Annotated in this window: 24 protein-coding genes; 7 read left to right on the top strand and 17 right to left on the bottom strand. The window is 29.0% G+C overall.

Translation table 11 applies throughout. The annotated features are described in order from the left end of the window. Positions 1-16 precede the first annotated feature (16 nt). Positions 17-2,947 carry a DNA polymerase I gene (gene polA / locus P9515_RS06275; RefSeq protein ID WP_011820610.1) on the bottom strand — a complete coding sequence of 977 codons (2,931 nt, stop codon included), beginning with the start codon at positions 2,945-2,947 and terminating at the stop codon, positions 17-19. Further along, the gene (locus P9515_RS06270) at positions 2,944-4,005 is read right to left on the bottom strand and encodes an efflux RND transporter periplasmic adaptor subunit (protein ID WP_011820609.1); all 1,062 of its coding nucleotides are present in this window, start codon (positions 4,003-4,005) and stop codon (positions 2,944-2,946) included. The genes polA and P9515_RS06270 overlap by 4 nt, the downstream gene beginning before the upstream one ends. Positions 4,006-4,152: 147 nt before the next feature. Here P9515_RS06270 and ychF point away from each other — a divergent pair, with 147 nt between their 5' ends. Then, a complete protein-coding gene (ychF, locus tag P9515_RS06265; RefSeq protein ID WP_011820608.1) occupies positions 4,153-5,244 on the top strand; it encodes a redox-regulated ATPase YchF in 1,092 nt (363 codons plus the stop codon). Between the two features lie 33 nt (positions 5,245-5,277). On the opposite strand, the gene P9515_RS06260 is transcribed toward ychF, so the two are convergent. The 5 genes from P9515_RS06260 to P9515_RS06240 all read right to left on the bottom strand — a co-directional run bounded on the left by P9515_RS06260 (position 5,278) and on the right by P9515_RS06240 (position 9,594). Further along, a complete protein-coding gene (locus P9515_RS06260; protein ID WP_011820607.1) occupies positions 5,278-6,390 on the bottom strand; it encodes a DegT/DnrJ/EryC1/StrS family aminotransferase in 1,113 nt (370 codons plus the stop codon). Beyond that, positions 6,390-7,358: a GDP-mannose 4,6-dehydratase gene (locus P9515_RS06255; protein WP_011820606.1), complete on the bottom strand. Its 969-nt coding sequence runs from the start codon at positions 7,356-7,358 to the stop codon at positions 6,390-6,392. Before P9515_RS06255 ends, P9515_RS06260 begins: the two co-directional genes overlap by 1 nt. Positions 7,359-7,402: 44 nt before the next feature. Further along, a complete protein-coding gene (locus tag P9515_RS09205; RefSeq protein ID WP_011820605.1) occupies positions 7,403-7,858 on the bottom strand; it encodes a WbuC family cupin fold metalloprotein in 456 nt (151 codons plus the stop codon). A gap of 146 nt (positions 7,859-8,004) precedes the next feature. Next, a complete protein-coding gene (locus P9515_RS06245; RefSeq protein WP_041710629.1) occupies positions 8,005-8,559 on the bottom strand; it encodes a class I SAM-dependent methyltransferase in 555 nt (184 codons plus the stop codon). A gap of 96 nt (positions 8,560-8,655) precedes the next feature. After that, on the bottom strand, positions 8,656-9,594 hold the full coding sequence (locus P9515_RS06240; RefSeq protein WP_011820603.1) for an O-fucosyltransferase family protein: 939 nt from the start codon (positions 9,592-9,594) through the stop codon (positions 8,656-8,658). A 691-nt stretch (positions 9,595-10,285) separates the two neighbouring features. On the opposite strand from P9515_RS06240, the gene P9515_RS06235 reads away from it, so the two are divergent. Both P9515_RS06235 and P9515_RS10070 read left to right on the top strand, forming a co-directional pair. Further along, complete coding sequence (locus P9515_RS06235; RefSeq protein WP_011820602.1) at positions 10,286-10,579, top strand: hypothetical protein; 294 nt, start codon at positions 10,286-10,288, stop codon at positions 10,577-10,579. 43 nt (positions 10,580-10,622) lie between these two features. Further along, positions 10,623-10,751: a hypothetical protein gene (locus P9515_RS10070; RefSeq protein WP_011820601.1), complete on the top strand. Its 129-nt coding sequence runs from the start codon at positions 10,623-10,625 to the stop codon at positions 10,749-10,751. A 1,460-nt stretch (positions 10,752-12,211) separates the two neighbouring features. On the opposite strand, the gene P9515_RS06220 is transcribed toward P9515_RS10070, so the two are convergent. Together P9515_RS06220 and P9515_RS06215 are read right to left on the bottom strand one after the other, a co-directional pair. Beyond that, the gene (locus P9515_RS06220) at positions 12,212-12,418 is read right to left on the bottom strand and encodes a high light inducible protein (protein ID WP_011820598.1); all 207 of its coding nucleotides are present in this window, start codon (positions 12,416-12,418) and stop codon (positions 12,212-12,214) included. 285 nt (positions 12,419-12,703) lie between these two features. Beyond that, positions 12,704-12,994, bottom strand: coding sequence for a DUF1651 domain-containing protein (locus P9515_RS06215; protein WP_011820597.1), 291 nt, complete (start codon positions 12,992-12,994; stop codon positions 12,704-12,706). 131 nt (positions 12,995-13,125) lie between these two features. Here P9515_RS06215 and P9515_RS06210 point away from each other — a divergent pair, with 131 nt between their 5' ends. Continuing rightward, positions 13,126-13,308: a hypothetical protein gene (locus tag P9515_RS06210; RefSeq protein WP_011820596.1), complete on the top strand. Its 183-nt coding sequence runs from the start codon at positions 13,126-13,128 to the stop codon at positions 13,306-13,308. Between the two features lie 80 nt (positions 13,309-13,388). Next, on the top strand, positions 13,389-13,550 hold the full coding sequence (locus P9515_RS09805; protein ID WP_011820595.1) for a hypothetical protein: 162 nt from the start codon (positions 13,389-13,391) through the stop codon (positions 13,548-13,550). A 338-nt stretch (positions 13,551-13,888) separates the two neighbouring features. Here P9515_RS09805 and P9515_RS06205 read toward each other — a convergent pair whose 3' ends face one another. Next, entirely contained in the window at positions 13,889-15,592 is a 1,704-nt protein-coding gene (locus P9515_RS06205; RefSeq protein WP_011820594.1) for a protein adenylyltransferase SelO family protein, read from the bottom strand. Positions 15,593-15,912: 320 nt separating this feature from the next. Then, on the bottom strand, positions 15,913-17,256 hold the full coding sequence (locus tag P9515_RS06200) for a sodium-dependent transporter (protein ID WP_011820593.1): 1,344 nt from the start codon (positions 17,254-17,256) through the stop codon (positions 15,913-15,915). An 893-nt stretch (positions 17,257-18,149) separates the two neighbouring features. On the opposite strand from P9515_RS06200, the gene P9515_RS06190 reads away from it, so the two are divergent. Continuing rightward, a complete protein-coding gene (locus P9515_RS06190; RefSeq protein WP_011820592.1) occupies positions 18,150-18,506 on the top strand; it encodes a hypothetical protein in 357 nt (118 codons plus the stop codon). A gap of 593 nt (positions 18,507-19,099) precedes the next feature. On the opposite strand, the gene P9515_RS09800 is transcribed toward P9515_RS06190, so the two are convergent. The 3 genes from P9515_RS09800 to P9515_RS06175 form a co-directional block, all read right to left on the bottom strand. Continuing rightward, the gene (locus tag P9515_RS09800; RefSeq protein WP_011820591.1) at positions 19,100-19,276 is read right to left on the bottom strand and encodes a hypothetical protein; all 177 of its coding nucleotides are present in this window, start codon (positions 19,274-19,276) and stop codon (positions 19,100-19,102) included. A 309-nt stretch (positions 19,277-19,585) separates the two neighbouring features. Next, complete coding sequence (locus tag P9515_RS06180) at positions 19,586-19,789, bottom strand: hypothetical protein (RefSeq protein ID WP_011820589.1); 204 nt, start codon at positions 19,787-19,789, stop codon at positions 19,586-19,588. Between the two features lie 749 nt (positions 19,790-20,538). Next, positions 20,539-21,249: a YdcF family protein gene (locus P9515_RS06175; protein ID WP_011820588.1), complete on the bottom strand. Its 711-nt coding sequence runs from the start codon at positions 21,247-21,249 to the stop codon at positions 20,539-20,541. 436 nt (positions 21,250-21,685) lie between these two features. Here P9515_RS06175 and P9515_RS06170 point away from each other — a divergent pair, with 436 nt between their 5' ends. After that, positions 21,686-22,198: a 2'-5' RNA ligase family protein gene (locus P9515_RS06170; RefSeq protein WP_011820587.1), complete on the top strand. Its 513-nt coding sequence runs from the start codon at positions 21,686-21,688 to the stop codon at positions 22,196-22,198. Positions 22,199-22,557: 359 nt separating this feature from the next. Here P9515_RS06170 and P9515_RS06165 read toward each other — a convergent pair whose 3' ends face one another. The 3 genes from P9515_RS06165 to P9515_RS06155 form a co-directional block, all read right to left on the bottom strand. Continuing rightward, entirely contained in the window at positions 22,558-23,385 is an 828-nt protein-coding gene (locus P9515_RS06165; RefSeq protein ID WP_011820586.1) for a class I SAM-dependent methyltransferase, read from the bottom strand. 150 nt (positions 23,386-23,535) lie between these two features. Further along, positions 23,536-24,708, bottom strand: coding sequence for a hypothetical protein (locus P9515_RS06160; RefSeq protein WP_011820585.1), 1,173 nt, complete (start codon positions 24,706-24,708; stop codon positions 23,536-23,538). Then, complete coding sequence (locus P9515_RS06155) at positions 24,709-25,689, bottom strand: class I SAM-dependent methyltransferase (protein ID WP_011820584.1); 981 nt, start codon at positions 25,687-25,689, stop codon at positions 24,709-24,711. Positions 25,690-25,805: the final 116 nt, after the last annotated feature.

Raw genomic sequence — 25,805 nt, 5'->3', positions numbered from 1 at the left:
AGTATTTATTTGAAGATTATTTGGTTTCCATCCAGTTATTTCCAACTCCAATATCCACTAGAAGTGGTACTTTTAATTTTACACAATCTTCCATAGTTTCTTTAACTAATTGCTTTGTTATTTCTAAGAAATCTGGTTTCACCTCGAATAATAATTCATCGTGAACTTGTAAAAGCATTTTAACTGGAATATTCATCTCTAATAATTTTTTGTTTAATTGAACCATAGCTATTTTTATAATGTCAGCACTAGAACCCTGAATAGGAGCATTTGCAGCGGCTCTTAATGATTGAGCTTCCATTCCAGCTTTCCTAGCAGTTTGTAAATCTATTTCATACGGTTCTTTTCCGATTAATCTACCAAGACCATTTTTATCAAATTTAAATTCCCTTTTCCTTCCGAAAATAGTTTCTACATAACCTTTTGAGAGAGCAAGCCTTTCTTGAAGTTCTAGAAATTTAAAAATTTTGGCATATCTTTTTTTGTATTTAATTAAAAATTCTTTTGCCTCTGTCGTACTTACACCTGTAGAACGTGCGAATTTTTTTATTCCCATTCCATAAATAACTCCAAAATTAATAGTTTTACCAACTCTTCTTTCGTCAGAATTTATATCTTTCTTTTCAAAAATTAATCGCGCTGTTAAAGAGTGAATATCATCATTTTGGTGGAACGCAGTTATAAGAATTTCTTCATTGGCTAAGTGAGCTAATATTCTTAATTCAATTTGAGAATAATCTGCTGATAATAATTTCCAACCTTTTTCAGGCAAGAAGGCTTTTCTTATTCTTCTACTGAATTCGGTTCTGACAGGGATATTCTGAAGATTTGGATTGCTACTGCTTAATCGCCCAGTGGCGGTGGCTGCTTGATTAAAATTAGTATGAACTCTTCCAGTTTTTTTATTTATTAGGTTGGGAAGAGCATCAATATATGTACTTAAAAGTTTACTAAGAGTTCTATGTTTTATTAGATAGGGAATTATCTCATGTTCTTCAACTAATCTTTCGAGAACAACTGCATCAGTACTCCAACCTGTTTTTGTTTTCCTTGATTTTTTTTTATCAAGATTTAACTTATCAAACAATATTTCGCCAAGTTGTTTTGGAGAAGATAAATTAAATTCTTGTTTTGCTATTTCAAAAACATTTTCCTCAATATTTGCTAAGGTACTTTTTAATTCTCTAGAAAGTTCATTTAAATAAGTGATATCTATGCTGATGCCACTCATCTCCATTCCTGATAAAACTTGCTCTAAAGGTAATTCGATTTCTTTAAATAATTTTGTTAATTCTTTTTTTTCTTTTCTAAATCTTTCTTTAAAAATTTTCGCAATTTTGTAAGTTAGAAATACATCATAACCGCAGTAAATACTTGCATGATTAATGTCGACAAATGAAAAGTCTTTATTTTTTCCAACTGTTTCTTTAAAAGATGGTGGCTTAAATCCAAATTCTCTAAAACAAATTTCACTTAATCCATGCTTTTCCTGATTATTGAGAATGTAGTCTGCTAGTAGGGTATCAAAAGTAACTCCGCTTAGATTTAACCCATGATTATAAAATATTTGTCTATCAAATTTACAATTTTGAAGAGTTTTTTCTTTCTCTGGACTTTCAATCCAAGTTCTTAAATTAAGGAATACATCTTCAATTGCTAATTGATTCATCTCATCTTTTTGCGATTGATGACCAAGGGGTATATAAAACAGATCATTACTCTCTTCGCCAAGACAAAAACCTATACCAACAAGTTCTGCATCTAGAGGATTTAAACTATTTGTCTCAGTGTCTAAGGCAACAATCTCCTTAGTAATCTCTAATCTTTTAACGAGTTGATCTAGTGATTCTGAATCATTAACTATATTTACTTTGATTTTTGGGAGTTTATTTTCTATTTCTTCTAAATCTGTTGACGGTGAATCTTTTGATTCTTTGTCCTTATGTTTTTCCTCATTATTTTTATTAAAACCACCTTTACTAAAGGCTGAATTGAAAATATCAACTTGCCTCAGTAAAGTTGATAATTCAAGTTTTTTAAGGGATTCCGATAGAGAGTCTTGATTTATTTCATTTAGTTCATATCCATTGTTCAATACCAAGGGAACTTCAACATCTATCTTTGCTAAATTTCTTGAAAGATAAGCATTGAATTTATCATTTTTTAGCTTTTCCATAACGGCTCCTTTTATAAATCCCTGATATTTTTTATCCTCATTTTTTTGAATAATATCCAAGGTTTTATAAATACCGTCTAAGGTATCATTCTCTTTTAATAAATTAATTGCAGTTTTTGGTCCTACACCTTTTATTCCTGGAATATTATCAGAACTGTCGCCGGTCAAGGCCTTAAGATCGACAACTCTATCTGGATAAACTCCTAGTTTTTCTTTGACTCCGTTTTCATTCATTAAAGTCGGATTCCCACTTTTAGCATAAGGACCTCCGCCCATATAGAGAACATAAATATCTTTTTGATCATCAACTAATTGAAATAAATCTCGATCCCCAGAAAGAATATTTACACACCAACCTTTTGAGGATGCATCATTAGCGATTGTTCCTAATAGATCATCAGCTTCGAATCCTGGGGATTTGAAAATAGGTAAATTAAGGCTTTCTTTTAAGATGATTTCTAGTTGTTCAATATCTTGAAAAAAAACATCTGGAGCTACATCCCTATTGGCTTTGTAATTTGGATCTAATTCATGTCTGAAAGTTGGTTTTTCTGTATCAAAAGTAATACAAACTCCTTCAGCACTGACTTTTTTGCAATTATCTAGAAGGCTTTTTAAAAATCCATAAGTGACACTTGTTGGGAATCCTTCTTTAGTGGTTAATCCTCCATCAACTCCTTTGCTAAACGCATAGAAACTTCTAAAAGCGAGAGAATGTCCATCAACTAAAAGTAAAACTGGTTTTTTTGAGTCTTGTGATTTCAAACTCATTTTCTTTTATTCGCCCAAGGTGGAATATCAATAAAGATTTGTTCTCCTGGTTTTAAACCATCAATTATTGAAGTCTTATTACCGCTGCTAATACCTATTTCTATTTTTTCAAATTTAGGATAATTATTTTTATCTACTTTTAAAATACCTTTTTCACCTTTTTCAGTGACAATAGAAACTGTTGGAACTAAGATCTTTTCTTCATTACTTTTGACTTTAAATTCAAGATCTGCTGTCATACCAATTTTTATTTCTTCAGAAATTTCTTTGAATTTCAACGTTACTTCAAATGAAGTGACATTATTATCCTTAACTGCCCTCTCAGCTATTTTTTTTACTATTGCACTATATTTATTTGAGGGATAAGCTTCTATCCTTACAGAGGCCTCTTGACCTTTTTTTATCCTTCCAATATCACTCTCCGGAACTTTAGCAATTATTTCAAGACCCTCGGATAATTCAAAAATAAAGTTTTTATTTTTAGAGTCTGAACTTAAATTTGTACTGGGTGTAACATATGCCCCAATCTCTGCATATTTAGCTGTTATCTTCCCTGGATATGGAGCTTTTATTAAATAAAAATTTTCTTCAGCTTTTGCATCACTAAATTTAGCTTCACTTGTATTGTAATTATTTTTATAGCTTTCATAATCCTCTCTACTCACTGCCCCCTCTTTATATAAAAATTCTCTTCTCAAGTATTGAGACTTTTGTTTTTTTAAATTTAATTCAAGTTCTTCAAGTTTATAGATGAAATCTTCATCATCAAGAGTAGCCAAAATCTGGCCTTTTTTTACAAGATCACCTTCTTTTACTTTTAATTCTTTTATTATTCCTTGTTTTCTTGGACCGATATTGCTTGTTCTTGTTGCCTTTACTTCTCCACTAGTGTTAATTGATTCAGAAAGAATTCCTTTTTCAACGGGAACTACAAAATTGGATATGTCTTTTGATTTGTTTTTCTTAAAGGAATTACTTAAAAAGACAAAAAAAGTTGTTAGTACAATTAATATGATTCCATTTTTTATATTTAAAAATCTTTTTATTAAATTAAGCATATCTTTTGTTTAGGCAGGCAATAAGGATATGTAGAAACTATAGTGAATAATCGAAACGATTATGATTAACTTATCCATGATTGGTTAAGTAAACTCTATATTACAAGAAGATGATTCCTTGACTAATTTATCTATAAATTTTTTCAAATGTTAAAAGCCGGTATTATAGGATTACCAAATGTTGGGAAATCAACTTTATTTAATGCACTTGTTGAAAATGCAAAAGCCCAAGCTGCAAACTTTCCTTTTTGTACTATTGAACCAAATAAAGGTATCGTTTCAGTACCTGATCATAGGCTGCATCAGTTAGCTACATTAAGTTCTAGTCAAAATGTTATTCCTACCAAGATTGAATTTGTCGATATTGCAGGTCTCGTTAAAGGTGCCAGTAAAGGAGAGGGTTTAGGCAATAAGTTCTTATCCAATATTAGAGAAGTTGATGCAATTATTCATGTCGTAAGATGTTTTGAAGATAGTGAAGTTATTCATGTTTCAGGAAAAATTGATCCATTAGAAGATATTGAGATTATTAATTTAGAGCTAAATCTAGCTGATTTAACTCAGCTTCAAAAAAGGAGAGAAAGAATTAAGAAGCAAGTTAAAACATCCAAAGAAGCACAACAGGAAGATGCTTTATTAGAAAAAATTGAGGATAAGTTACAAAAAGGTCTTTCAGTTAGATCAATATCTTTGAGCGTTGAAGAGAATTTAATGATTAAACAATTGGGATTCCTTACTGCAAAACCAATTATTTATGCAACTAACTTAAATGAAAATGATTTAGCTGAAGGTAATAATCTCTCTTCAAAAGTCCAAATGTTAGCAAAAACTGAAAATACAGAATGTATAAAAATATCAGCACAAGTTGAATCTGAATTAATTGAGTTAGGGCCTGAAGATAAAAAGGATTACCTCATAGGTTTAGGTGTAGAGGAAGGAGGATTAAAATCCTTAATAAAATCTACTTATAAATTATTAGGATTAAAAACTTATTTTACAACTGGAGAAAAAGAGACAAAAGCTTGGACAATAAAAGATGGAATGACAGCACCTCAAGCGGCAGGAGTAATACATACTGATTTTGAAAAAGGATTTATTAGAGCTCAGACAATTTCATATAAAAGCTTGTTAGAGTCAGGTTCTATGGCTAACGCTAAAAATAAGGGATTACTAAGAAGTGAAGGGAAAGAATATGTAGTGAATGAGGGAGATGTTATGGAGTTCTTATTTAACGTGTGATTATCAATTGCTATTAATAAAGTTTTACCCAAATTACACAGGTCTAAAAGTATTTAAAGCCTCAATAATTCTGTTCATATCATTGTGGTTAAGTTTAGTGTGGGATGGCAACCAAAGACCATTACGACTGATAAAACTGCTATTTTTAAACTCATGTTTATGCTGATGATGAAATGAAAAGGCTCCTTGACGATTTAACTCAGGATACATATTTCTAGTAAAGATATTTTGTTCAGATAACCAATTAATTAGGCTTTCTCGATGTGGAGTCATCAACTCATAAAACCAAGGTGTCGTATATTTTAGATCATTTTGATTTATATAAAGATATTCACTCTGTACTGAATCTATTAAAAGCTTAAAGTTTCTTTTTTTTATTTCTACTAAACGGTCTATTCTATTGATTTGAGATAATGCTAATGTCGCTTGCAAGTCAGTATATTTGAGGTTTAGTCCAATTTCTGGATGTAGGTCATTCCCCCCTGATAGTCTTCCAAAGTCCCTGTAACTTCTTAATTTAAAGATAAGGTTTTCGTCATTAGAGATGACCGCCCCTCCTTGACCTGCCGTGATGATTTTAGGCATTGAAAAGGAGAAACTCCCGGCCACACCCTTTGTTCCTATATGTTGACCATCTTTATACTTTGAGCCTAAAGATTGAGCACTATCTTCTACAACCTCAATACCTTTATTTGTACAAAAAGAAATAAATTCATTAATTTCATAACTAGGATATCTGCCATTGGCGGACATTAACATAACCGCTTTTGGTCTTTTCCTTTGACACTCAATAGCTTTCTTAAAGGAATCAAAACATATACAACAAGAAGGTAATTCAACATCACAAAATATTACTTCAGCACCTGTCTCAATAACGGCAAAAGCCGTTGCAGCCATTGTATAGTTTGGCACTATTACGGTGTCCCCTCTCCCTATATTCAAACTCTTTAAGATTGCTAATAAGCTTAGCGTTCCATTTGGGAAAATGACTGCATTATTTGTTTGACAATATTCTGATATTGATTTCTCTAGGTCTCTGGTTTTTTTAAACTCAGTGACGTAACCTCCAGACCTTAAGTATTTATTAACTGCTGCAATATCATCCTCTGTAATATCAGGTTCATATTGATTTAAAGGCTCTCTCATTATTTGTAAGAGGCCTCAAAATGCATAATCATATCTTCAACTAAAGTTTCAAAAGTAAATTCCGGTTCCCATCCAAGGATTTGTTTTGCTTTTGTCGAATCTCCTTGTAAGTATGGAAGTTCTTGAGGGCGGAGGAATTTAGGATTGATTTTTATATGTTCTTCATAATCCATGCCAAGTTTCGAAAAAACCACTTTACATAGATCCTTGACTGAGTGGGCTTTCCCAGTAGATATAACGATATCCAAAGGTTCACTATATTCTAATAATTTAATCATTGCTTTCGTATAGTCGTAAGAATGTCCCCAATCTCTGTATGAATCTAGGTTCCCTAATTCTAGGAATTTTTCTTTTTTGTATTTAATGTCAAGAGCACCTTTTACAACCTTAGCTGTCACGAAATTTGTCCCTCTCCTTGGGGATTCGTGATTAAAAAGGATGCCATTTGAAATATGAAGACCATAGGCTCTTCGGAAATTTCTAGCAATACTATATGCATATAATTTTGAACATCCATAAGGACTTACGGGATGCATTGGTGTAGTTTCTCGTTGATAATTATCTGGGTCAACTGAAGTTCCAAACATTTCAGAGGAGCTGGCTTGATAGATTCTTGCACCCTCACAATTCTCCTTGGCCGCAGTAAAAACATTTAAAGCACCAACTGCATTTACTTGTGCAGTAAAACCTGGCATATCAAAAGAAAGTCTGACATGACTTTGAGCTGCTAAATTAAAAATCAAATCAGGTTTAAAATGTCGAAAGGCATCTGCTAGTGAATTCTGGTCAATTAAATCGCCATAATATGTTTTTAACTTACTTTCTATAGGATTAATTCTATAAGTCTGATTTTCAGCAACTGAGCTTCTTCTTACAAGTCCGCCTACTTCGTAACCAAGTGATAAAAGGTGTTCTGCTAGATATGATCCGTCCTGACCATTTATACCTGTGATAAATGCCTTGGTCATAATTCAACAAGAAAATCTTATTTTACAGGTTAATGAGGTGAATTTTATATAAATGTTTTATCATTTTTAACTCCGTGATAAGGCCCAGTTTTAATCTCATACACAACAGTTTTATCTTCCAAAGCTAAATAGTTATGTCCGCCCCTATAAGTGATCGTGCAATCACCTGGAAGAAGAATAGATTCATTAATTATATTGTCGTCCAAGTCATAATGAAATACTTTTACTTTCCCCGAAATTACTACCCAAGATTCCTGAGCCATAGGCATATTTCTATCATGAAAAACATGCCTATGAGGTTTAAACGTTTGGTTGAATTTTAATCCAATATGAGCAACCTGAAGTGATTCATGATCTGGAGAAACATTTATCCTCCCTGGGGATGTATTTTTAGGTTTAACGACTTGATGAAGCATTATGTCTGGCTCTATAATTGAATAAATAGTTTTAATTACTGAATTATCATCTGCTGTCAATGACATGACATTTTTGTTACTCATATAGTTAATCTACTTTATAAGCCTTATCTAAAGAATGAGATTTACATATAAAATAATAAAATAAATAAATATAGTATTTTGCTAACTTCCTTTTCAATCAAAGTTAATTAAGGAATAATAAACTAAAAATTACTTGCATAAGTAATTTAGACTTTTCCAAGAATATTAAGACTAATTGGAAAGCCTTTTGCAAAATCCATATGGGGAAAATAAGCCTTTGAATAATCGTCGAAACTGTTTGACTCACATCCATGAAATTCTAATGGATCCCAGTCACATATTTCTTTGAAACCAACCTTTTCTAAAGCCTGTAATAATTTCTGTCTTGTGTAAACTGTTCTATGGAATATAAATTTATTTTCTTCTACTTCCCAACGACCAAATACAGGACCAATAATTGAGTTTATGTCGTTATTATTCTGTTCGTAGACTTTGATCAACTGATCAAAATCGGGGACTGACAATCTTAAAATTCCACCCTCGGATAAGCAGCGCTTCCATTCATTCAATACTTTGATTCCCTCGTTGTAGTCAAAATATTCCAATGCATGAGAGCAATAAATCTCATCTACACTTGAATCTTTAATAAATGGCAAGGGGTAGATAGGTTGTTTATGGTCAATGTGGTCGTAAGAAGAGTAATCGATATGCTTATATCCTTTCAAATACCTCTTCCCGCAGCCTAAATGAAGCTTTAACATAATTAGGACTATTTATTTAATTAAAACCTAGCAAATAAGATAAATGCTGAATATTAATTTTGGATTATCTAATTAATAATTTATATTCGAGTAACGTTAAAATTTAAAATTGCCTATCTTTCTTAAAAAGCCTTTTATCTTAATAGCAGGAGAGATTATTACACCTCGAATGATCCTCTTTAAGTAACGATAAAAATGAATAAAATCGTCATATTGTTGAAAATATCTGTTGATAATTAGATATCTTAATGGAGCCTTACTTCTCCACTTGATTTTTGTCCAATTAAATATTCCATAAATATCTCCATGCCAGAAATGCGCGTGTTCAGGGTAGATAATATTTTTCGCCTTAGACAAGAATGCTGCAAGCCAATTATATGTACCAGCGGTAAGAATTATATTGTCAAATTCTCTCGCAAAAAGAATAGTGTCTACATCGTTATACTTTACTAATTTAAGACAATATTTCTTTATTAGTCTTTTTACTATTGGGTGATTGGGCGAATCTGTTGCGATATAACTATTATTCATTGATGAGACATTTGAATAAGATTTGGATTTAGGTGAAAGGTCTCGTTGAATTGTTTCAATAGCATCCTGATAATAGGAATAAGGAGGTGCTATATGAGCAACATCTCCAAGTCTTACAAAAACAATCATGTCATTTGGATCTCTTATACTAACGTTTGGTAGATTGAACATGTTCCTAATACGTTCTTCATTTTCCTTAAGAAACCAGCCCTCTTGAAAAAGTCCTTCATAAATTAAACTCTCGTTTTGTTTTTTCCCTTTACTTAATAAAGTAGATAGATCGCAATCGTCATATTTTCTAATTTTTGAATTAACTTCAAATTCTCTACCATCTTTCCACAATTCCATACCAAAAGGATCCAATTCTTCTCCCAATTTATAGCTTTTAACCTTGAGACATAGGTCCTCCCCCAAAATCGAATAACCAATATTCTTCAAAATAACATTTGCTAAACCAATAGTTCTAATTGAGACCTCAGTTCCCCAATAATGAGTTAATAACATTGTGACTATAGATGATTGTGGTAAAAATTTATTTTTAGTAGTTAGTCATTTTTTATGTGAGAATAAAAATAAAGTAATACTGCTAAATATAATATTTCAAAACAAAAGATTTATAAAGGAAAAAAATTAGGCTTTCTTTTTTTTGTAAGAATTGCTTCAATCGAAAAGTTTTAATTGGGGATCTTGTTTAAATGATTAATTTTATTTTCTCTTGCACTTAACAAAGGACTTTCAAAACTGAGTTTCGCTCTTTTATATATCAAATAAAAATTCGAAAAAAAATATTGATAAAATTAAGACATGTTATTGAAAACTAGCTACTAAGTAGATTTAAGCCAATATAGTAATTAAGCCCAAATATTAATAATTCGGCTGGGGTAAATTTGGAGTGTTTTGCATGATATCACTCCCATATTTGTAATATCCTCTAAAATTTTTATTTAGGTCTACTCAATCAGTTATTTATTTAATAAATTTGATCTACTTTTAATCTCTTATCAAATCTCATAGCTAAATAAGTTTTCATTAAGGTTTGAACTAGCTTAAATTTGTGGCTACACAAATATTTTATTTTTACAGATATTAAGTATTCAAAAATGCAATAATCAAAACAAGTTTTTCTATCTATATGTTTAACTTAATTATTTTATTAATAAAGTAATTATTAAACAAAATTCTTGAGTGCTGGATAATGACAAAATTATTAGTTCTTTTTTCAATTTTCCTATTTTTTATCGCGATATTTCTTCTATTGATTTATAAGAAAAAAAATAGTCGAATAATTAAAACAAAAAATTTTTCATCTTTAATAACTTCCCCAAAGGAACTCGCAAATAATCCTGATATTAATACTAATAATTGGTATTTACATAAGAATAGATTAATCAAATTTGGTAGATCTCAATATAAAGGTCTAACTTTTTTCGTTAGTTCAGACGATAAAATTTACTATATTTCTGAGGAAGGAATTAAAGTTTATTGCTAAGATTAGAAATTTAGTCTATTAAAATTAAAACGAGGAATAAATAATGAATGCTTGGATTTCTATAAATTCAAAAACCTTAGGAAAATTATTAAGGAGATATAAATTAACATCAAAAGGAAAGCAGGAAATTACTAAAGAGCTGAGAAAAGATCTTCATCTTGGTATGGTTTAAGAGACTTGCTGGAAAAATTGAGTTACATGACTCAAAAACAAATGAAAATTAACATTTATGAAATATTTATTTTTATTTTCTGAGAAATTTTACGGTTTAATCGAATGGGAGTGGAATTTCTTAAAACAACTCCGAAGAAAAAAAAGAAAGAATATTTTCCTTAGGAGCTCTTTTGCTCTTTTTAGTTTGATTTCAATTTGCTCGATATTCTTTTTCCCACCTTATTTTTTAGGGATTTTATTAGGTGAGGGGATAAAATTTAATATATTTTTTATTTGGTTATGGATTTTAAATTTGAAGTATTTTTGAAAAATATTCTTTTATATCCTACTTTGATTTAATATTGGTGTAATAACTTTTTATTTTATGCCAAAAATATTTAGGCAAAATAAGTTTGCTTTATTGGGAGCAAATATTTTTATTATTCTAATTTGGGTATTATTATCTTCAATGATCTTGAATTTATTTATTGGGGATAATGCCCCTTTTTATGTATATAAGATTGGATCTCTAATAAAGTTTATTCCTCCCATTTGGTTGACTTGGTTTTTGTGGATTAAGAGAGGTGGATTAAACAATAGGAAGAAATAATAATATTTTGGATTTAAACTTTATCAAATTATAGAAATTTTGTAATTTTATTTGAAACTATTCTAAAGAGTTGAAAATAATAGGCTTTTTTGGCTTAAACGTTCTCCTTTAACAGTAACAATTTAATGAAATTAAAAAGGGCTTACTATTTTCCTTATTGTTTGAAAACTCATGACAATTAATTTAGAGAGCAAAATATTTAAAAGGTAATATAGTATCTCTTTAAAAACTCTAGAGTCTATTAAAAGTCAAACTTTTAAGATTAATGTGACTTTATTTTTCAAAATCTTGGTTGATAATTAGTTATTCAGTTTAATTAAACTAAAAATATAAATTTTATATTATTGATAGTAAGAAAAAGTAAACTCAAACCTTTTTTTCTGGTTAACTTCTTTTTTATCTTTCTCAATCATTATTACTGGCGCTTACAAAAATACAAAGTAAAGAAATGAGGAAGATATCAAAGCTCTTATTGGAAATTCTTGGTATATCCGTCCAAATTATCCTTAATTGACTATGAGGGCTAAAAATCTCATCATTGACATTCTTACATTAGTTTTTTCAGCATTTTGCCAATATTTAGGTTTTAATTATTTTATTTAATTTCTTTGTGGTTATTTGATATGAAGATCTAAAATATATCAGGTAAAATTAGCCACAAAATTAATCCTGTTCCAATTTCGATGATTATTCAGATCATTGTAAACATGCCATTAGATTTTTATGGAATAAATTTTTTTAGTCTTTAAATTATTAATTGGTATTAAATTGGAATTTTGTGAGTGAAATTTTTAATAATAAAAATTATCTATTAGACTCATATGCTTTAACCAACTTTTTGTATAGTTCAGGCGTAATTGGTTCCATTTTTAGAAGATTCCAGGAATAATTTGACCTGTTGTCGTGTAAGCACCCAACAAAGCAACAAAACCGATCATTGCCCAACGACCATTAATCTTCTCAGCATTTTGAGGATAACCATCATAAGAGACGGATTCATCAATGTATGGACGTGTTTCAGCTGGAAACATATTCTGTCTTCCACCTGATTCTGTTGTTACTTGTGAGTCAGCCATTACTAATTGCTAGATTGTTAATTAATGTAACATGAGGATTAACAAATGTAAAGCAAATAGGCTTCAAAAGCCTGATTTTACAATGTTTGTATCAATTAAGGTACAATTGTGTTAAAAATGTGTGGTAACTTTTTGCTTTTTGTCTTTTAGACCGTGTTTATTTCAAGGTTGATTCTCATTCTTGAATGTTTGAAAATTACTTTACTAGGTCCTTCGGTTTGATTTCGCCTGATTCGATTAAGTGTTCTTATGAGAGCATGATGAATTCAGCTTTTAGATGTTCTCCTAGCCAAAATTGTGAGCAACTTCTGTCCATCCATGTTCTTGAAGTTCATGCCATTGTACCCAAGCTTCGTCTAAATTGAGCTGGTTAGTGGATTTTAGTCCTGCGGGCTCTCCAAGGTGATTTGTGTAAAATAAATGGATAAAGATTTTGACATTGTTCTTTGGTGATTTTCTGCTTCTTTCAAAGAAGATAAGTCTGCTGCCTTCGGCATTAAGAAGGCAGCCTTTGGGCGTATCAATACGAATGCCGTAAGAGAAATTGGACCATACATTAGCTCCGCCAAGTGCCATTGTTAATATAATACATATGTACTATTAGTTATATGTTCAATGCGTCTTTCTGTCAACTTTTTTTGGGTTAAGTACTTATTTACTATTTAAAAACTTCTATTTTAATTGGGAAACAATTATCTCAAAAAAAAATGAATCATAGAGAGGATTTAGAGTTTCAGCTTCAGAAAATCAGCTTAGCAATACAAGAGGTTATAGAGAATTCCTTAATAACGGATAAGGAAAGGCAAGAGCGAATAAAAAAATTAATTAATATTAAAGAGGCAGTAATATATAAGAGTAAGGAACTTCGTATTGACTTGGAAGCTGCTTAGACTTATAAAGTTTGTTTGTTAAAAGTAATAATCGACTTTTATTGTGGATTAACTCATTAAACAAATCATTTAAGATATTTATGTCGCCTGGAACTCCTGATTTGATAATTTTAATATTTGTTTTTTTTGGTCTCCAAGCTTGGTGGGTTATTCCATTAATTAATAAAAATAATAAATTGAATGAGAAAGGCAAAGTATTAAGGGAGGAAATAAAAAAATTAGAAAAACTTTATAAAAAGTAGAAGATTTTGTGTGCCTTTAATAACTTCACTTATTTTGTAAATGTTTAACTTTTATAAAAAATTACTCACTTTAGCGTCATTATAGTTGTTTTCCTCTTTTGCTATGTGTCAATTTAGCCTAGTTCAATCATGCAAAAGTTTTATGTAAAAAATCCATGTAAAGTCTTAGATATTTTTTTAAAGTATTAATGGCTGATAACATTACGATAAAAGTATTGAAAATATTCTTGCAATAAAAAAATTGGCTCAATATGAGCAGATAGGATACCAATGTCAATCAACAAATAAAGAATATATTTTAATCATTTACTAATTTCAATAATTAAAAAATATCTTTATTAAGATGAACAACTGTAATGTGAAATACCTCCATAATTGAAAAATTGATTTGGCTTTAGGCGATCGTATTTTTGCTCTGTTTCCAAAGATTGCTCTTCATATGGATTGCTTAAAATAGTTTGTAATTCTTTTATTTTGCTATAGTTACCCTCCTCAGCATCTTCATATGCAGAAACTATCATCCATTCACGCCAAGTAAATTTTGGGTTTACTTGTCTCATTGATTTTGATATTTCTTTAATATCAATCTCTTTTTTGATAAAGTCTTGCCATTTTTTGAGCCAAATGTTCCATTTTTGTTCAAGTTCATCAGTAAGAGGTACGTAAAAACTCTTTTTTAGAGAAGATATATTTTCGGGAATATTGGAAAGCTTTCTGAAGAAAATAGTGAAGTCAGCCTTAGAGGTAAACATAAGATTGAAAAGTTCGTGGGTAAGAGTTTCTTCGTATTTTTCTAAACCAAGCTTTCGTGCCCACATTAATTGAATTTTTTTGTTCATTACTTTAGAAAAATCATTTTTGATTTGCTCTAATTTTTCTATGTCTTTTTTATTTTCTAAAAGTAAAGGTTTGAGAGATAAACAAAACATCTTAAAGTTAATTTCTGCAGCAAAAGGCTGATTGAAAAATGAAAAATGTTCTCCACCTCCAGTCCAAGGCTGAAATCTTGGGTCAAATAATTCACAAAAACCAAAAGGACCATAGTCCAAAGTATATCCTCCAGCCGCACAATTATCGCTATTAAAATTCCCTTGGCAATAACCAACCCTCATCCAATTACTGACAAGTGATATGAGTCTTTCTCGATATAAATAAGCCAACTTAATAATCTTCTCAGCAAATGATTTGCTGGGATCAATTTCTTCTTTATAATTCCTATCTATAAGGTGTTGCACTATAAGTTTTAGCTCATTAAAAGCTTCATTATGAGAATTACTTCGAACTCTGCGAGCAAATAGCTCAATCTGGCCTACACGTAAAAATGATGGAGCAACACGAGTAGTAATCGCCGCATGATTATCAAGCATGATATCAGGCTCATAGTACTTTGAACCCTTTGAGTACCATGGTCTTCTAACTATTTCTGTTCCTGATACATAAAGTATTAAAGATCTTGAAGTGGGAATTCCCAAGGCATGCATGAATTCCTGTGCAAGAAATTCGCGAACACTTGATCGTAGGACTGCTCTGCCATCTGCACCACGACAATAAGGTGTAGGACCACCTCCCTTTAGTTGCATCTCCATTCTTTTTTCATTAAATAAACCTTCGAATACAGAAATTGCTCGACCATCCCCATATCCATCACCGGTCCCAAAAGGACATTGCTGAGTATATTCAGTGCCATAAATAGACAATGCATACCCCGTTGCCCAGCCAAAGGGTCGCATTGGGTACTCTGAAACTTCGATATCTCCTGAAAAAAAACTACAAAACTTTTTATCTTTTGTAAGATCAGAACTTAATCCCAATTCATCAAACAATGTTTTGCTATGAGCGATATATTTTGGTTCTGGAATTGGTGTTGGGGTGACAGGAACATAATGACCTGAATAAACTGGCCTAGGCCTGTGATCATTACCGTTTTTTGTTGAATGAGGATCAGCTTTGAGAGAATTCATTAAAGAAAAATCTGCTAATTGTGAAAACTCAGAAAAATTTTTAGTTTCTTTATCTTTAAGTGATTCAGGTTTTTGTGACATTAATTTACGCCTTTATTATCAATTAGGTTTTTATTTCTCAAAGTAAATAATTATCATTATCTTATATTTTATTTCATAGAGATAAATTTAAACTAATTTGTTTTCTACAAAATATTCAGTTAAAAAAGTTAGTTAGTCTAAAAATTCTTATTTGTTTTATCGCAGAATAACCAATAAAAATGTATTGTTGTTAAAACCTATTGTAAATTTTTTTTATATAAAAATCTTGCAAGCTAATAAATTTTTTATATTAGTTACTTTCATAAAATAAACTTTATTAACCGATATTAAAAAATTAAGAATATATTCCGTTTTTTCTCTCAAGATACCCAGCTTTTAAGTAAGTCAAAAATACTTATCACTAATCCAAAAGCAATAATTGGAGGCGATACCCATCTCAACATAAACTTTAAATATAGATAAGTTTTTTTGCCTACTTTAGAAGTATTAAGTTCTTCATTGAACTTTCCTGGAACCACCCATCCCATGAAGAACGATACTAGGAATCCTCCGAAGATAAGTAATACGCCCCCAAATATTGAATCAACCGTTCCAAGGATATTTAAATTTAATGCTGATGGAATTCCCGCTAAGAATAGAAATAAAGTGATTATCCATACAGATTTACCCCTTTTAAATCCAAATTTATCCATTAATGAGGAAACAGGCACTTCCAAAAGAGAAACAGAAGAAGTAATAGCAGCTATATAAGCTAATGCAAAAAAAGCAACAGCTACTAACCTACCTGCAAAACCATAGGAACCTAATCCTGTCGGGATAGAAATAAATAATGCCCCAACTGTTGACTCAGAGATTGCATCACTTAAGCCAAAGGTTAAAACTATTGGGAAAGTAATTAAGCCCGCCATTAGTCCTACTAAGGTATCTAATGAAGCAACACCAATACTTAATTTTGGTAAATTACTTTTTTTATTTAAGTATGAAGAGTAGGTAACCATTATTCCAATACCTAAACTCAAAGAAAAGAATGCCTGAGTAAAAGCATTCCTTATCGTTTGAGGGTTTCTTAATTCTGAAAAGTCAAACTTAAATAAGAAAGCTTTATATCCTTCCCATGCTCCTGAAAGGGAAGTTGCCCAAATTGCTAGAATTACAATAATTATAAAGAGGATAGGCATAAAATATCTTGTGACTTTCTCGATCCCTTTTTTTATTCCTGACGAAACTATAAAAGCTGTAAGTAGAAGACTTAATAAATGCCCCAACAAAACACTACTTCCAGTACTTATAGAACCAAAGAAATTTTCAGCTTCGCCTAGATTTTTTGGTAATCCAAAAAATAATGAGTGAAATAAAGTGTCTGCCGTCCATCCCATTATCACTGAGTAATATGAAGCAATACCTAAAGGAGCTATAAAGAAAAGAATTCCTAGTGGATACCAATTCTTCCCTCCTAATTTCACCGGAGCCAGTAATGAACTTGCCATTGCACTTCTTCCTAAAGCCATTTCGGCTACAAAAACTGGAAGACAAACAATTAATACAATTAGTATGTATAAAACTACAAAAGCAGCTCCTCCTCCTTGAGATGCCCGGTAAGCAAATCCCCATAAGTTGCCGAGTCCCACAGCACTCCCAGCAGCAGCAAGAATAAATCCGAGCTTACTTGTCCATTGCTCTCTTTGAGAAATTTTTGAGTCCAAAATATTAAACGATATTTATAGTTGATTTATAACTTATTTATAAAAATAATTAATAATTATTTTGAATAAAAACTTATTTTTTAATAATTAAATACTTCCATGATATTTAAGATTTTTTAAAGTGCTTTATATTTTGAGTAATTGTTGAAAAAGAACTTAAGCTATAGATATCTAATTCATTAATTTATGGCGATTGAAACTACAGTTCTTGAATTTAGATTTAGCAATACCTTTAAGAATATGAAGCCTATATGAGGAAACCGGAACAACAAGCAATGTGCAGTGAGATGAGTGTTGGGACTTTTTATATTGGTAAATCTTCAGATAATCCCAAAAAAAGCAATAGTAATTTTTTAAGGTAATAAGAATGTTTTATGTGATATTTTTATAAATCCCGATACAAAACCAATTGTTGAAGCCTCTGGACATATTTATGAAGGAAAAAAAATCACTCGTTGGATCAGTTAATCAATTTAAATGTTTAATAAATCTTCTTTTAAAACCTTTTTACTTTGAATCAATTATCAATTTTCAATAAAAATTTATTCTTTTGGAATAACTCTATCCAATTAAGAAATAGAAATTTTTAAAGTCTAAAACTTAAAACTCAGATTATGAATATGAAGATATTTTCAGAATTTCTTAATCACAATATAGCACCTTTGTATATTTACAAAAGCCTTAAATTTAATAACAGGAACTTTTTGGATAATTTGACTTGTTGAAATTTCAGATAACTATAGACCTCAAAGGATGGAAAAAACAACAAATGAAATAGTGTATTATTTGTTTCTAGAGAAATAACTTTTAATAGGTTAAAAAGATATAAATAACTAAAAATCTATGTAATATAATTTGTTAGATTTATTATTAACTGAGATAAAATTCAAAAAATGCTGAATTCTGATAAATTCTCTTTTGAAAATATAGTTAATCAGACTAGGTCTAGCGAAAAAAAATTTAGAGAGGGAAATTTTAAAGGAGCAATAGAAGAAAAAAGGGAAGTAAGGTCCATCTTAAATTCTAAATATTGTGATGAAAAGATCATTGAAAACTTCAAAGAAGAATTATCCAAACTATACAAGTCAAAATTCGATTTAATAAATGATCATAAGTTGAAAATTGATGAAGTTAAAAAAAATAAAATTGTCAAGTTACTAGAACAAAAAAGTGATGAAAAATATAACAAAGGAGATTACAAAGGAGCTATAAGAGCAATAAGGCGATCAGAGAAATATTTAGCGAATTAAAACATTACGATTTGATTTTTTCATAAAGTTCGTTTTCATAGAAATATAGTAATTTTCTCTCACTCAATTATGGTTATGCCTCAATCTACTTTGGAAAGTTTATTATTTTTTTTAGTGCTGTCGCTATTAGCTTCTTATCTTGTGAAAATAAAGTATGGTTCTAACTTAAAAGTACAGAAGTAGTAATTTACTTTTTAAAGAGATTTTAATTTTTAAATAATATTTATTTAGAGATAGATACCCTATCTCTTCAACTAAAAGAGATAATGAAATTTTATTTTAGAATGTTTGTTTAACTTGTCATGAAAAAAGAGTTTTGGTTCTCGCTAAAGGTACTAATTCGCAAAGATTTTTAGATATTAAGCAAACAGAAATAGCAGATATGATTCAATAAAAAAAAAAGCACTAATTATTGGACCAGATCTATAAAAGGTATAAAAGTATTAAAAGGTGATAAAGATTTATTTCTTACATAATTTAAACTATATCTATAGAAATATTGGAACAAATAAATTGTAATAAATAAAGTATTTAGAGATTATTTCGTATATTTTGTGTGAATTTTAAGTTGAAGATTTTTGATTAATTGTTTTTTATCTAAAACCAAATTTATTTTTTACATCTGCTTCCCATAAATTTGCTATTTCAATTAATAGAGCTTTAACCTCTAAATTTGATGAACCCGAATCATCTTGGTACTTTTTACAAATTTCTTTAATATCTTTGAATGCTTGCTCAATTAAGATTGTTTTTTGATCTGGATTAGCCATGTGAACTTTAGTAAACCCCGTTACAATTAAAGCCGCTACAATCTATAACTCTAAGAATATTTACTATCAAGTTGTGGAATTTATAATCAAAAAAGAAAGCCCAAGTAGTGAAAATGGCAATAGCAGAAAAAGTAAAAGCAGCATATTGTAGCCAATGAGTTCCATTACTATCTATTCCATTTTTATCAAAATTAGAATTACTCAATTTTTAAGTTAACTATTGTTTTACTATTTTAAAAAATTTTTGTTACTAACGTTGATTTTAATTGATCTCTTGAGTTGTATTCGCATTATGAATTTTTTTGTGTTCTATTTTTTTTTCCGATGGGTATTCCATGAATCTTGATAAAGCCAGCTCAAGAAAGCAAGAGTTAGAATATTACCCAAAGCATAAATAAACCCCCACAAGGGATTGTATAAATTTGCAATTATTGTAGATACTATAAATATTAATAAACCAGAGGTGACTAAATCTTTTAAAGGTAAATCTTCTTTATTTATAGAATTAAACATTTAAATTTTAAAATTTTATTCCCTTTATTATAAACAGTTATTTAGGGCTTGTATTTTAGATCATCCACTTCATATAGATAATTTATTTTTGAAAGTGATTAATTATATTGATTGAGGAATACTTGCATTAAATCCTAAGAAATTTTTATAACCCTGTTTTTATAACAATACCATAATATTTTAAGAGGTTCTCATAAAAGTGTTTTCTCTATTTCATCCTCCTTAAAATTACTTTAATCAACTTTTCTAGTGAGGAAAATTAATATGTTTTTATATTTTGGTTCTTTAATTATTGGATAAACAAATAAACAAAAAAAAACAAGATTAAAAAACCTCTATAAGCTATAAATTTAATATTATTTCTCCACCATTTTTAAAATTTATTAATCATTATTAAAAAGTTTTTATGATTCAAATCTGAATGACTTTTAATAAATTTATTTAGCGTATATTCATATAAAAAGAGATAAAATTTAATTCATAAAAAAATCGAGACTGGTAATAATTTCTATAACTTTGATTAATTCATATTTAACTACACGCTTGAAACTTCATCTATATAATTGCCTTTTTATATAGATATTTAAATAATAATCATACTTGAAATAAAAAAGTGATTCTATATCTTATTGATTTTTACCTTTAATATATTTATTTAGGTTTTTATAAAGTTAAATGTTATTAGGAAATAATATAAAATGCATTAAAAGAAATATCTCTGCTATTTAAATAAAGTCTTAATCTAACTTCTATCTCCAAGAATTATATATCATTCTCCCAATAATTTCTCTAACTGCCATTGAGCTTTTATATAGATTAGAAGAGCTTGGAATCCACTTAAATATATTAGTTAATGACGAGATGAAATTTCTACTACTTTTAAAATCTACAGGATAAGGTAAAACATTCATTCCTTCTCTCTCAAAAACTTTTTTTGCTCTTTTCATATGGAATGCACTAGTAACTAAGATTATCTTTTTTTTACTTAAGGGTTTTTCTCTGTATAGTAATGCCTTAACTGCTTCAGCTTCTTCTAGGGTATTGTAAACAGGATATGTAGTTAAAACGTCTTTTTTAGGAATACCCATTGATATTGCTTCCTTGATATAGATAGTTCCCTCAGGAGGTAAATTTGAAGTTAGTAGACTTACTCCTCCAGTAAATATCAATTTATTTGATTTATTAGCTTTATAAAGTTCTATACCAGCTAGAAACCTGTCTGGATCATGCCATTCAATTATTTTGGTATTACCTAGTGGTAAATGCCTGCCCCCACTTAAGACAACAATACCATCTGCAGAATTAATGGAGGAAAATTCTAATCTTTTCCATGGATACTCTAGCAATCGCCATAAGCATTCAGAAAAAACCCCATTGCTAAAGACTAATAAAATAATAAGCGCGGAATAAATAAATCTTAATTTTTTTCTAATAATAAAAATAACCAAAAGTATTAACACAATACCTAATGGAGAAAAAATTAAAGGCAGTAACTTACTTAGTAAATACGTATCTAAATTTATTATCTTTAAATATTCTAATTCAAAAAAGCTTAAAGAATTAAAAAAAAATATTTTTAATAGATTTTATTAATTAAAACCTTTATAAATAATCACCAAACGAATAATTTCAAATCGCTTCCAAATAAATCATGGAAAAAGGATTTTAACTTATTACTAAGTGATTCAATTAAATAGATAGGAGGAATCTTTAATCAAAATCTGAAAATATTTCTCTAGTTAAAAGTCTTTTTTCTAATATATTCTTATAAGAATTTTTAATGATTAATAGATTTTTTCTATGTTTTTCTTAGGTGGTTTTATACTAAATTTTAAGTTCTTATTTCAAAAAATATACCTTTTCACTTTTCTACCCTTAATTATCTAAATTAATAAAATGAGAATAAATAAAGGTTATTGGCTATGGGGACTATTCCCTTCTAAAGAGACTAATATTTTAAATGAAATAAAAGTTAAAGTTCAAAGTAAATTAAAAAGCCCATTTTTTGAAACTCATATAACTCTTGCAGGACCTTATTTGAGTATTGATAAACCTTTTTTAAATAAATTAAAAACTTTTGGCGAAAGTAATTCCGTAATTATGTTGAATGTAGAAGGTTACGATTTTAAACAAAAAAAGTATGAATCATTTTATATTTCAATAAAAAAATCTAGACCTCTAAATGAAATTAGAAAAAATATCTACGAACTAAACAAATTTGATGTGGGAAATAACTATTCTCCTCATATTAGTTTGTCTTATGGAAATCATGAAATAAAAGAAAAGAAAATATTAATTTCAAAATTACCTAAATTTAATAAACCAATCAAAATGTCAAAAATAGCTTTAGTTCAAGTAGATGAGGATATACATCTTTGGAAGATTTTAGAAAGTTTTGATTTGAATTAAAATAATTCAAATTAAAGAGGTGATATTTTTATTTTTTATTTCTGATTTCTACCAAATTTAAATGAGTTAATCGCTAAAAAGAAAATCTTTGTTCCTAGATTCGTTCTAAGACCTAGTACATTAAAGTACTCGTAGATATTTTTTAATATTCATAAGTTCTTTTATTGTTCTACAAAATAGAAGTTAATAAATAATTTGAGAGGGATTTTGTGATTAGAATTCCCACGATATATAAAGAATATTTATCAAAAAAGGTTATTGGAAAAACTCTATAATTCATTACTGAATATCGTAATTTAAAGTATTACCTAATTCTTAGCTTAGATTTAAAATTATATAAATTTAAAGAATTTAAGTAATCAAATATCCAATTTAGTAAATCCAACTAAATGAAAAGGATATTTTTTTTTAATGCTTTTCCCTTTATTTTTTATAAGAGTCTTTTTTACAAAAACTTTAAATTTATATATAATTTCCTTCACAATCGATTGTTTTCTTTTTAGAGGATACATTTCTGAAAAAGAACCGAAAGAAAGCTTTTTAAAACCAATTGAGGTCAATAGGTTATTAAGGCTTTGAGGCGTGAAAAAGTGAATATGGGTTGGATTATCATATGCATTTGTTAATTTTTCATCATTGTATCCAGGCGGTGTAGATAAAAATAAAAGACTATTTTTATCCATAACTTTCTTCAAATTTAATAATGTTTCTCTTGGGTTTTTTAAATGTTCAATCACTTCAATCATATAAACTAAATCAATTTTTTCTTCAATAGCATCTAAATTATTAACTGGTATAAGATCCCATTGAGGATAAAATTTTCTACATTTTTGATTTGCTTCTAAACAGTAAATTTTTGCTTTCTTTTTCAAAGAAGTTTTAAATGTTCGTGATATATGAGCGCAACCTGATCCAAAGTCTAGGAATTTATATTTTTTGCTTCGAGGTATTTTTTTGAGAAATAGTTTTAAAAGTCTTTTATTTCTATCTCCGAATTCTTTAAGATTTTTATCAGATTCAATTGTTAGATCATCATTCCTTAAGTGAATACCTTGTCCTTTTTGAGGATCTGGCAAGAAGTAGTGCTTACAGTTTATATTTTTACAGCAATAAATTTCATAATGGTTTTTTGATATAAATGAAAATTCCCCCTCATCAGAACATATTGGACAAACTATCTTTTTCATAAAAATTTTTAATCACTCAAAAATATACCATGCGATTAAGGATATAAGATTTTAGATATCCTATACTATGCAAGAATTTAGGAGAATAACCTTAAACTCCTTCGCAAAATGAAAATGATTTTTGATAAGAAATTAAAGTAATCTCGAAATTTACTCTAATATTGAAGGGAGATATTTTGTTGGATCTATAATTGGATCATTAATTCTAATGAGGCTCTCATGACAAGTACCAACAATAATTGGTTGCAATGATTTCTTGAATATTGACTTAAGCCCAATCTTTTTTGAAGATAACTTATTTTTTTTTGAATTCAAAGACTTTCTTTTTTTTAAGAGGGCATTTTCAAATTGAATCTTTACATTTTCAATCATATTTTTAAGTACTAAATCTTGATAATTTAAAAGTTCAAGAAGAAAATCATTATTTTTTTCAAGAAATTGAAGTTTATCAATTAAAGATTTTTCATCTTTAAAGTAACAATATTGATGAAAAGGAATCTGACCATAACAATCATTGTAATTAAGTAAACAAAGAGAACTTGCTGACATTGCCTCCAAAAAACTATTTCCTCTCACAGGACGCCCATTTAACTTAATGAAGTATTTGGATGATGCAAGTTTTTTTAAATTTTCCTCAATTTCTTCAGAGTGAAATTCAATATTTAATTTTAATGAATCAAATTTTTTAAATAAAGCGATGCTATTTGATGGATTACTTTTGCTGTTAACTTCTAAATAGATGCCTTTTTTATTTTGAGAATTTCTGAATGTATCAAAAACATATCTAGGTGGTATGAATGTATAGGGCATATTAATTGTTTTAAGGTTAGCTATTGGAGTATTTGGATAATCATGAGAAATAAAGTAATCCCAAAATGAACTTTGAATAGGAAATCTCCCCTCTCCTGTCATGCAAGTCCATAAAATATTAGGATATTTTCTTCTTATTGAAATTGGGACAGCAAAGTTAAGGCTAATTACAATATCGTATTTTGACCAATTTATTTTCTCAGGATCCTGGGAAAAATCATTTGGACATCTCGAGGGAAATCTAGATGAGTTTATTCTAATCTTGGTTCTTTCAATTAATTTATAATCTTCTTTTGAAATATAATTTTTAGGTATTTGACAAAATCTAATCTTTTCACCAGCTTTTGAATTGTTACTATTTACTATGAAAAAATCACTTCCAAATGTTTCTAACAATCCTATAGGCCCAGTTCTAAACAAAGTTGACCTTATAAGATCAGAAGAGGTATCTTTATTGTCACCAATCCATAGATCCTGATAACAGGCCTCTTTGATGAATGCAATCTTAAACATTTAAGCTTTAATTTTAAAATAAAATGAACCGGGTTCCAATCCTTCTGTAATGTATGGACAAACTATTTTTAGTTCATTAAAGTTATTGTGGTAAAGGTGATTTAGTGCTGCAACTACTTCATATTTATTTGAATCTGACAACAAGGCCTCTAGAAGGTATTGCTCATTCCAAAAATGTACTTCCTCTCTTATCCATTCGTCTAAGTAATCTCTTGGTGTGAAAATATCATGAACGTGCACATATACTCCTTTTTTTAAAGTTGGAATTATTTCAAGATATTCCTTAAGCACATCCCCTTGTGGCCTGATTATATGTGAAGAGTCAATAAAAAGAATATCATTTTCTTCAAGACTGGAAAAAATACTTGTATCACAATCCTCTGCAAGTTTTCTAATTACTTTTACTCCAAGATCTTCTAACCATGGCATTTCATAGGGCTCTATACATAGATGTTCACATTTAATATTGCTTTCATCTTTATTTTTCATCAAGGCTTGGTAAGCAATTTTTGTTGAGCTGCCTGATCCGATTTCAACAAATTTCTTTGGTTTTAAAAGTCTTATAATCTGGTAAAGAAATTCTGCATCTCCAAATTTAAAAGCTCCTCTAATATCAAAATCGTAAATTGATTCAGGAAATTTAGTAAGATTTAGATCTAAAAGCTCTTTGCTATAAATTAGTTCTTTTATTAAAACAATTTGTTCATTATGATTTAAATTAATTCCTGGAAGATGTCTTGGTTCTCTTAAAGATTTTTTTAATCTGGCATCATTAAATAATGGCTGATAATAATGATCTAAAAGAGGGTATACGCCTACTTTTTTTAAAAGTTCTCTAGATTTTGGTAAACTTGCTCCGGTATATTTAGTATATAGTTTTATAAATGGGGCAATAATCAATAATTGGTAGTAAAAGAATTTATCAACAACTTTTAATGGTATGAACTTTAAGATTATTTTCTTGCAAAAGTTTAAAACCATTATAAAAGTCTAATTTTAGTTCATTTTGATATTAAGTAACATAATACCAAGTCAAGACGTGTTTGATAATTATAATGAAAGTCTAGAAATATTCTATTATTCAAACTCCTCATAAG

Origin of the sequence: Prochlorococcus marinus str. MIT 9515, from assembly GCF_000015665.1 — a bacterium.
Lineage (GTDB): Bacteria > Cyanobacteriota > Cyanobacteriia > PCC-6307 > Cyanobiaceae > Prochlorococcus_A > Prochlorococcus_A marinus_P.
This window is presented reverse-complemented; position numbering and strand designations above follow the sequence as displayed.

Excerpts from the sequence above, each read along its gene's own strand:
- polA (WP_011820610.1), bottom strand. The coding sequence starts at position 2,947 with ATGAGTTTGAAATCACAAGACTCAAAAAAACCAGTTTTACTTTTAGTT.
- P9515_RS06270 (WP_011820609.1), bottom strand. The coding sequence starts at position 4,005 with ATGCTTAATTTAATAAAAAGATTTTTAAATATAAAAAATGGAATCATA.
- ychF (WP_011820608.1), top strand. The coding sequence starts at position 4,153 with ATGTTAAAAGCCGGTATTATAGGATTACCAAATGTTGGGAAATCAACT.
- P9515_RS06260 (WP_011820607.1), bottom strand. The coding sequence starts at position 6,390 with ATGAGAGAGCCTTTAAATCAATATGAACCTGATATTACAGAGGATGAT.
- P9515_RS06255 (WP_011820606.1), bottom strand. The coding sequence starts at position 7,358 with ATGACCAAGGCATTTATCACAGGTATAAATGGTCAGGACGGATCATAT.
- P9515_RS09205 (WP_011820605.1), bottom strand. The coding sequence starts at position 7,858 with ATGAGTAACAAAAATGTCATGTCATTGACAGCAGATGATAATTCAGTA.
- P9515_RS06245 (WP_041710629.1), bottom strand. The coding sequence starts at position 8,559 with ATGTTAAAGCTTCATTTAGGCTGCGGGAAGAGGTATTTGAAAGGATAT.
- P9515_RS06240 (WP_011820603.1), bottom strand. The coding sequence starts at position 9,594 with ATGTTATTAACTCATTATTGGGGAACTGAGGTCTCAATTAGAACTATT.
- P9515_RS06235 (WP_011820602.1), top strand. The coding sequence starts at position 10,286 with ATGACAAAATTATTAGTTCTTTTTTCAATTTTCCTATTTTTTATCGCG.
- P9515_RS10070 (WP_011820601.1), top strand. The coding sequence starts at position 10,623 with ATGAATGCTTGGATTTCTATAAATTCAAAAACCTTAGGAAAATTATTA.
- P9515_RS06220 (WP_011820598.1), bottom strand. The coding sequence starts at position 12,418 with ATGGCTGACTCACAAGTAACAACAGAATCAGGTGGAAGACAGAATATG.
- P9515_RS06215 (WP_011820597.1), bottom strand. The coding sequence starts at position 12,994 with ATGGCACTTGGCGGAGCTAATGTATGGTCCAATTTCTCTTACGGCATT.
- P9515_RS06210 (WP_011820596.1), top strand. The coding sequence starts at position 13,126 with ATGAATCATAGAGAGGATTTAGAGTTTCAGCTTCAGAAAATCAGCTTA.
- P9515_RS09805 (WP_011820595.1), top strand. The coding sequence starts at position 13,389 with ATGTCGCCTGGAACTCCTGATTTGATAATTTTAATATTTGTTTTTTTT.
- P9515_RS06205 (WP_011820594.1), bottom strand. The coding sequence starts at position 15,592 with ATGTCACAAAAACCTGAATCACTTAAAGATAAAGAAACTAAAAATTTT.
- P9515_RS06190 (WP_011820592.1), top strand. The coding sequence starts at position 18,150 with ATGCTGAATTCTGATAAATTCTCTTTTGAAAATATAGTTAATCAGACT.
- P9515_RS09800 (WP_011820591.1), bottom strand. The coding sequence starts at position 19,276 with ATGGCTAATCCAGATCAAAAAACAATCTTAATTGAGCAAGCATTCAAA.
- P9515_RS06180 (WP_011820589.1), bottom strand. The coding sequence starts at position 19,789 with ATGTTTAATTCTATAAATAAAGAAGATTTACCTTTAAAAGATTTAGTC.
- P9515_RS06170 (WP_011820587.1), top strand. The coding sequence starts at position 21,686 with ATGAGAATAAATAAAGGTTATTGGCTATGGGGACTATTCCCTTCTAAA.
- P9515_RS06165 (WP_011820586.1), bottom strand. The coding sequence starts at position 23,385 with ATGAAAAAGATAGTTTGTCCAATATGTTCTGATGAGGGGGAATTTTCA.
- P9515_RS06160 (WP_011820585.1), bottom strand. The coding sequence starts at position 24,708 with ATGTTTAAGATTGCATTCATCAAAGAGGCCTGTTATCAGGATCTATGG.
- P9515_RS06155 (WP_011820584.1), bottom strand. The coding sequence starts at position 25,689 with ATGGTTTTAAACTTTTGCAAGAAAATAATCTTAAAGTTCATACCATTA.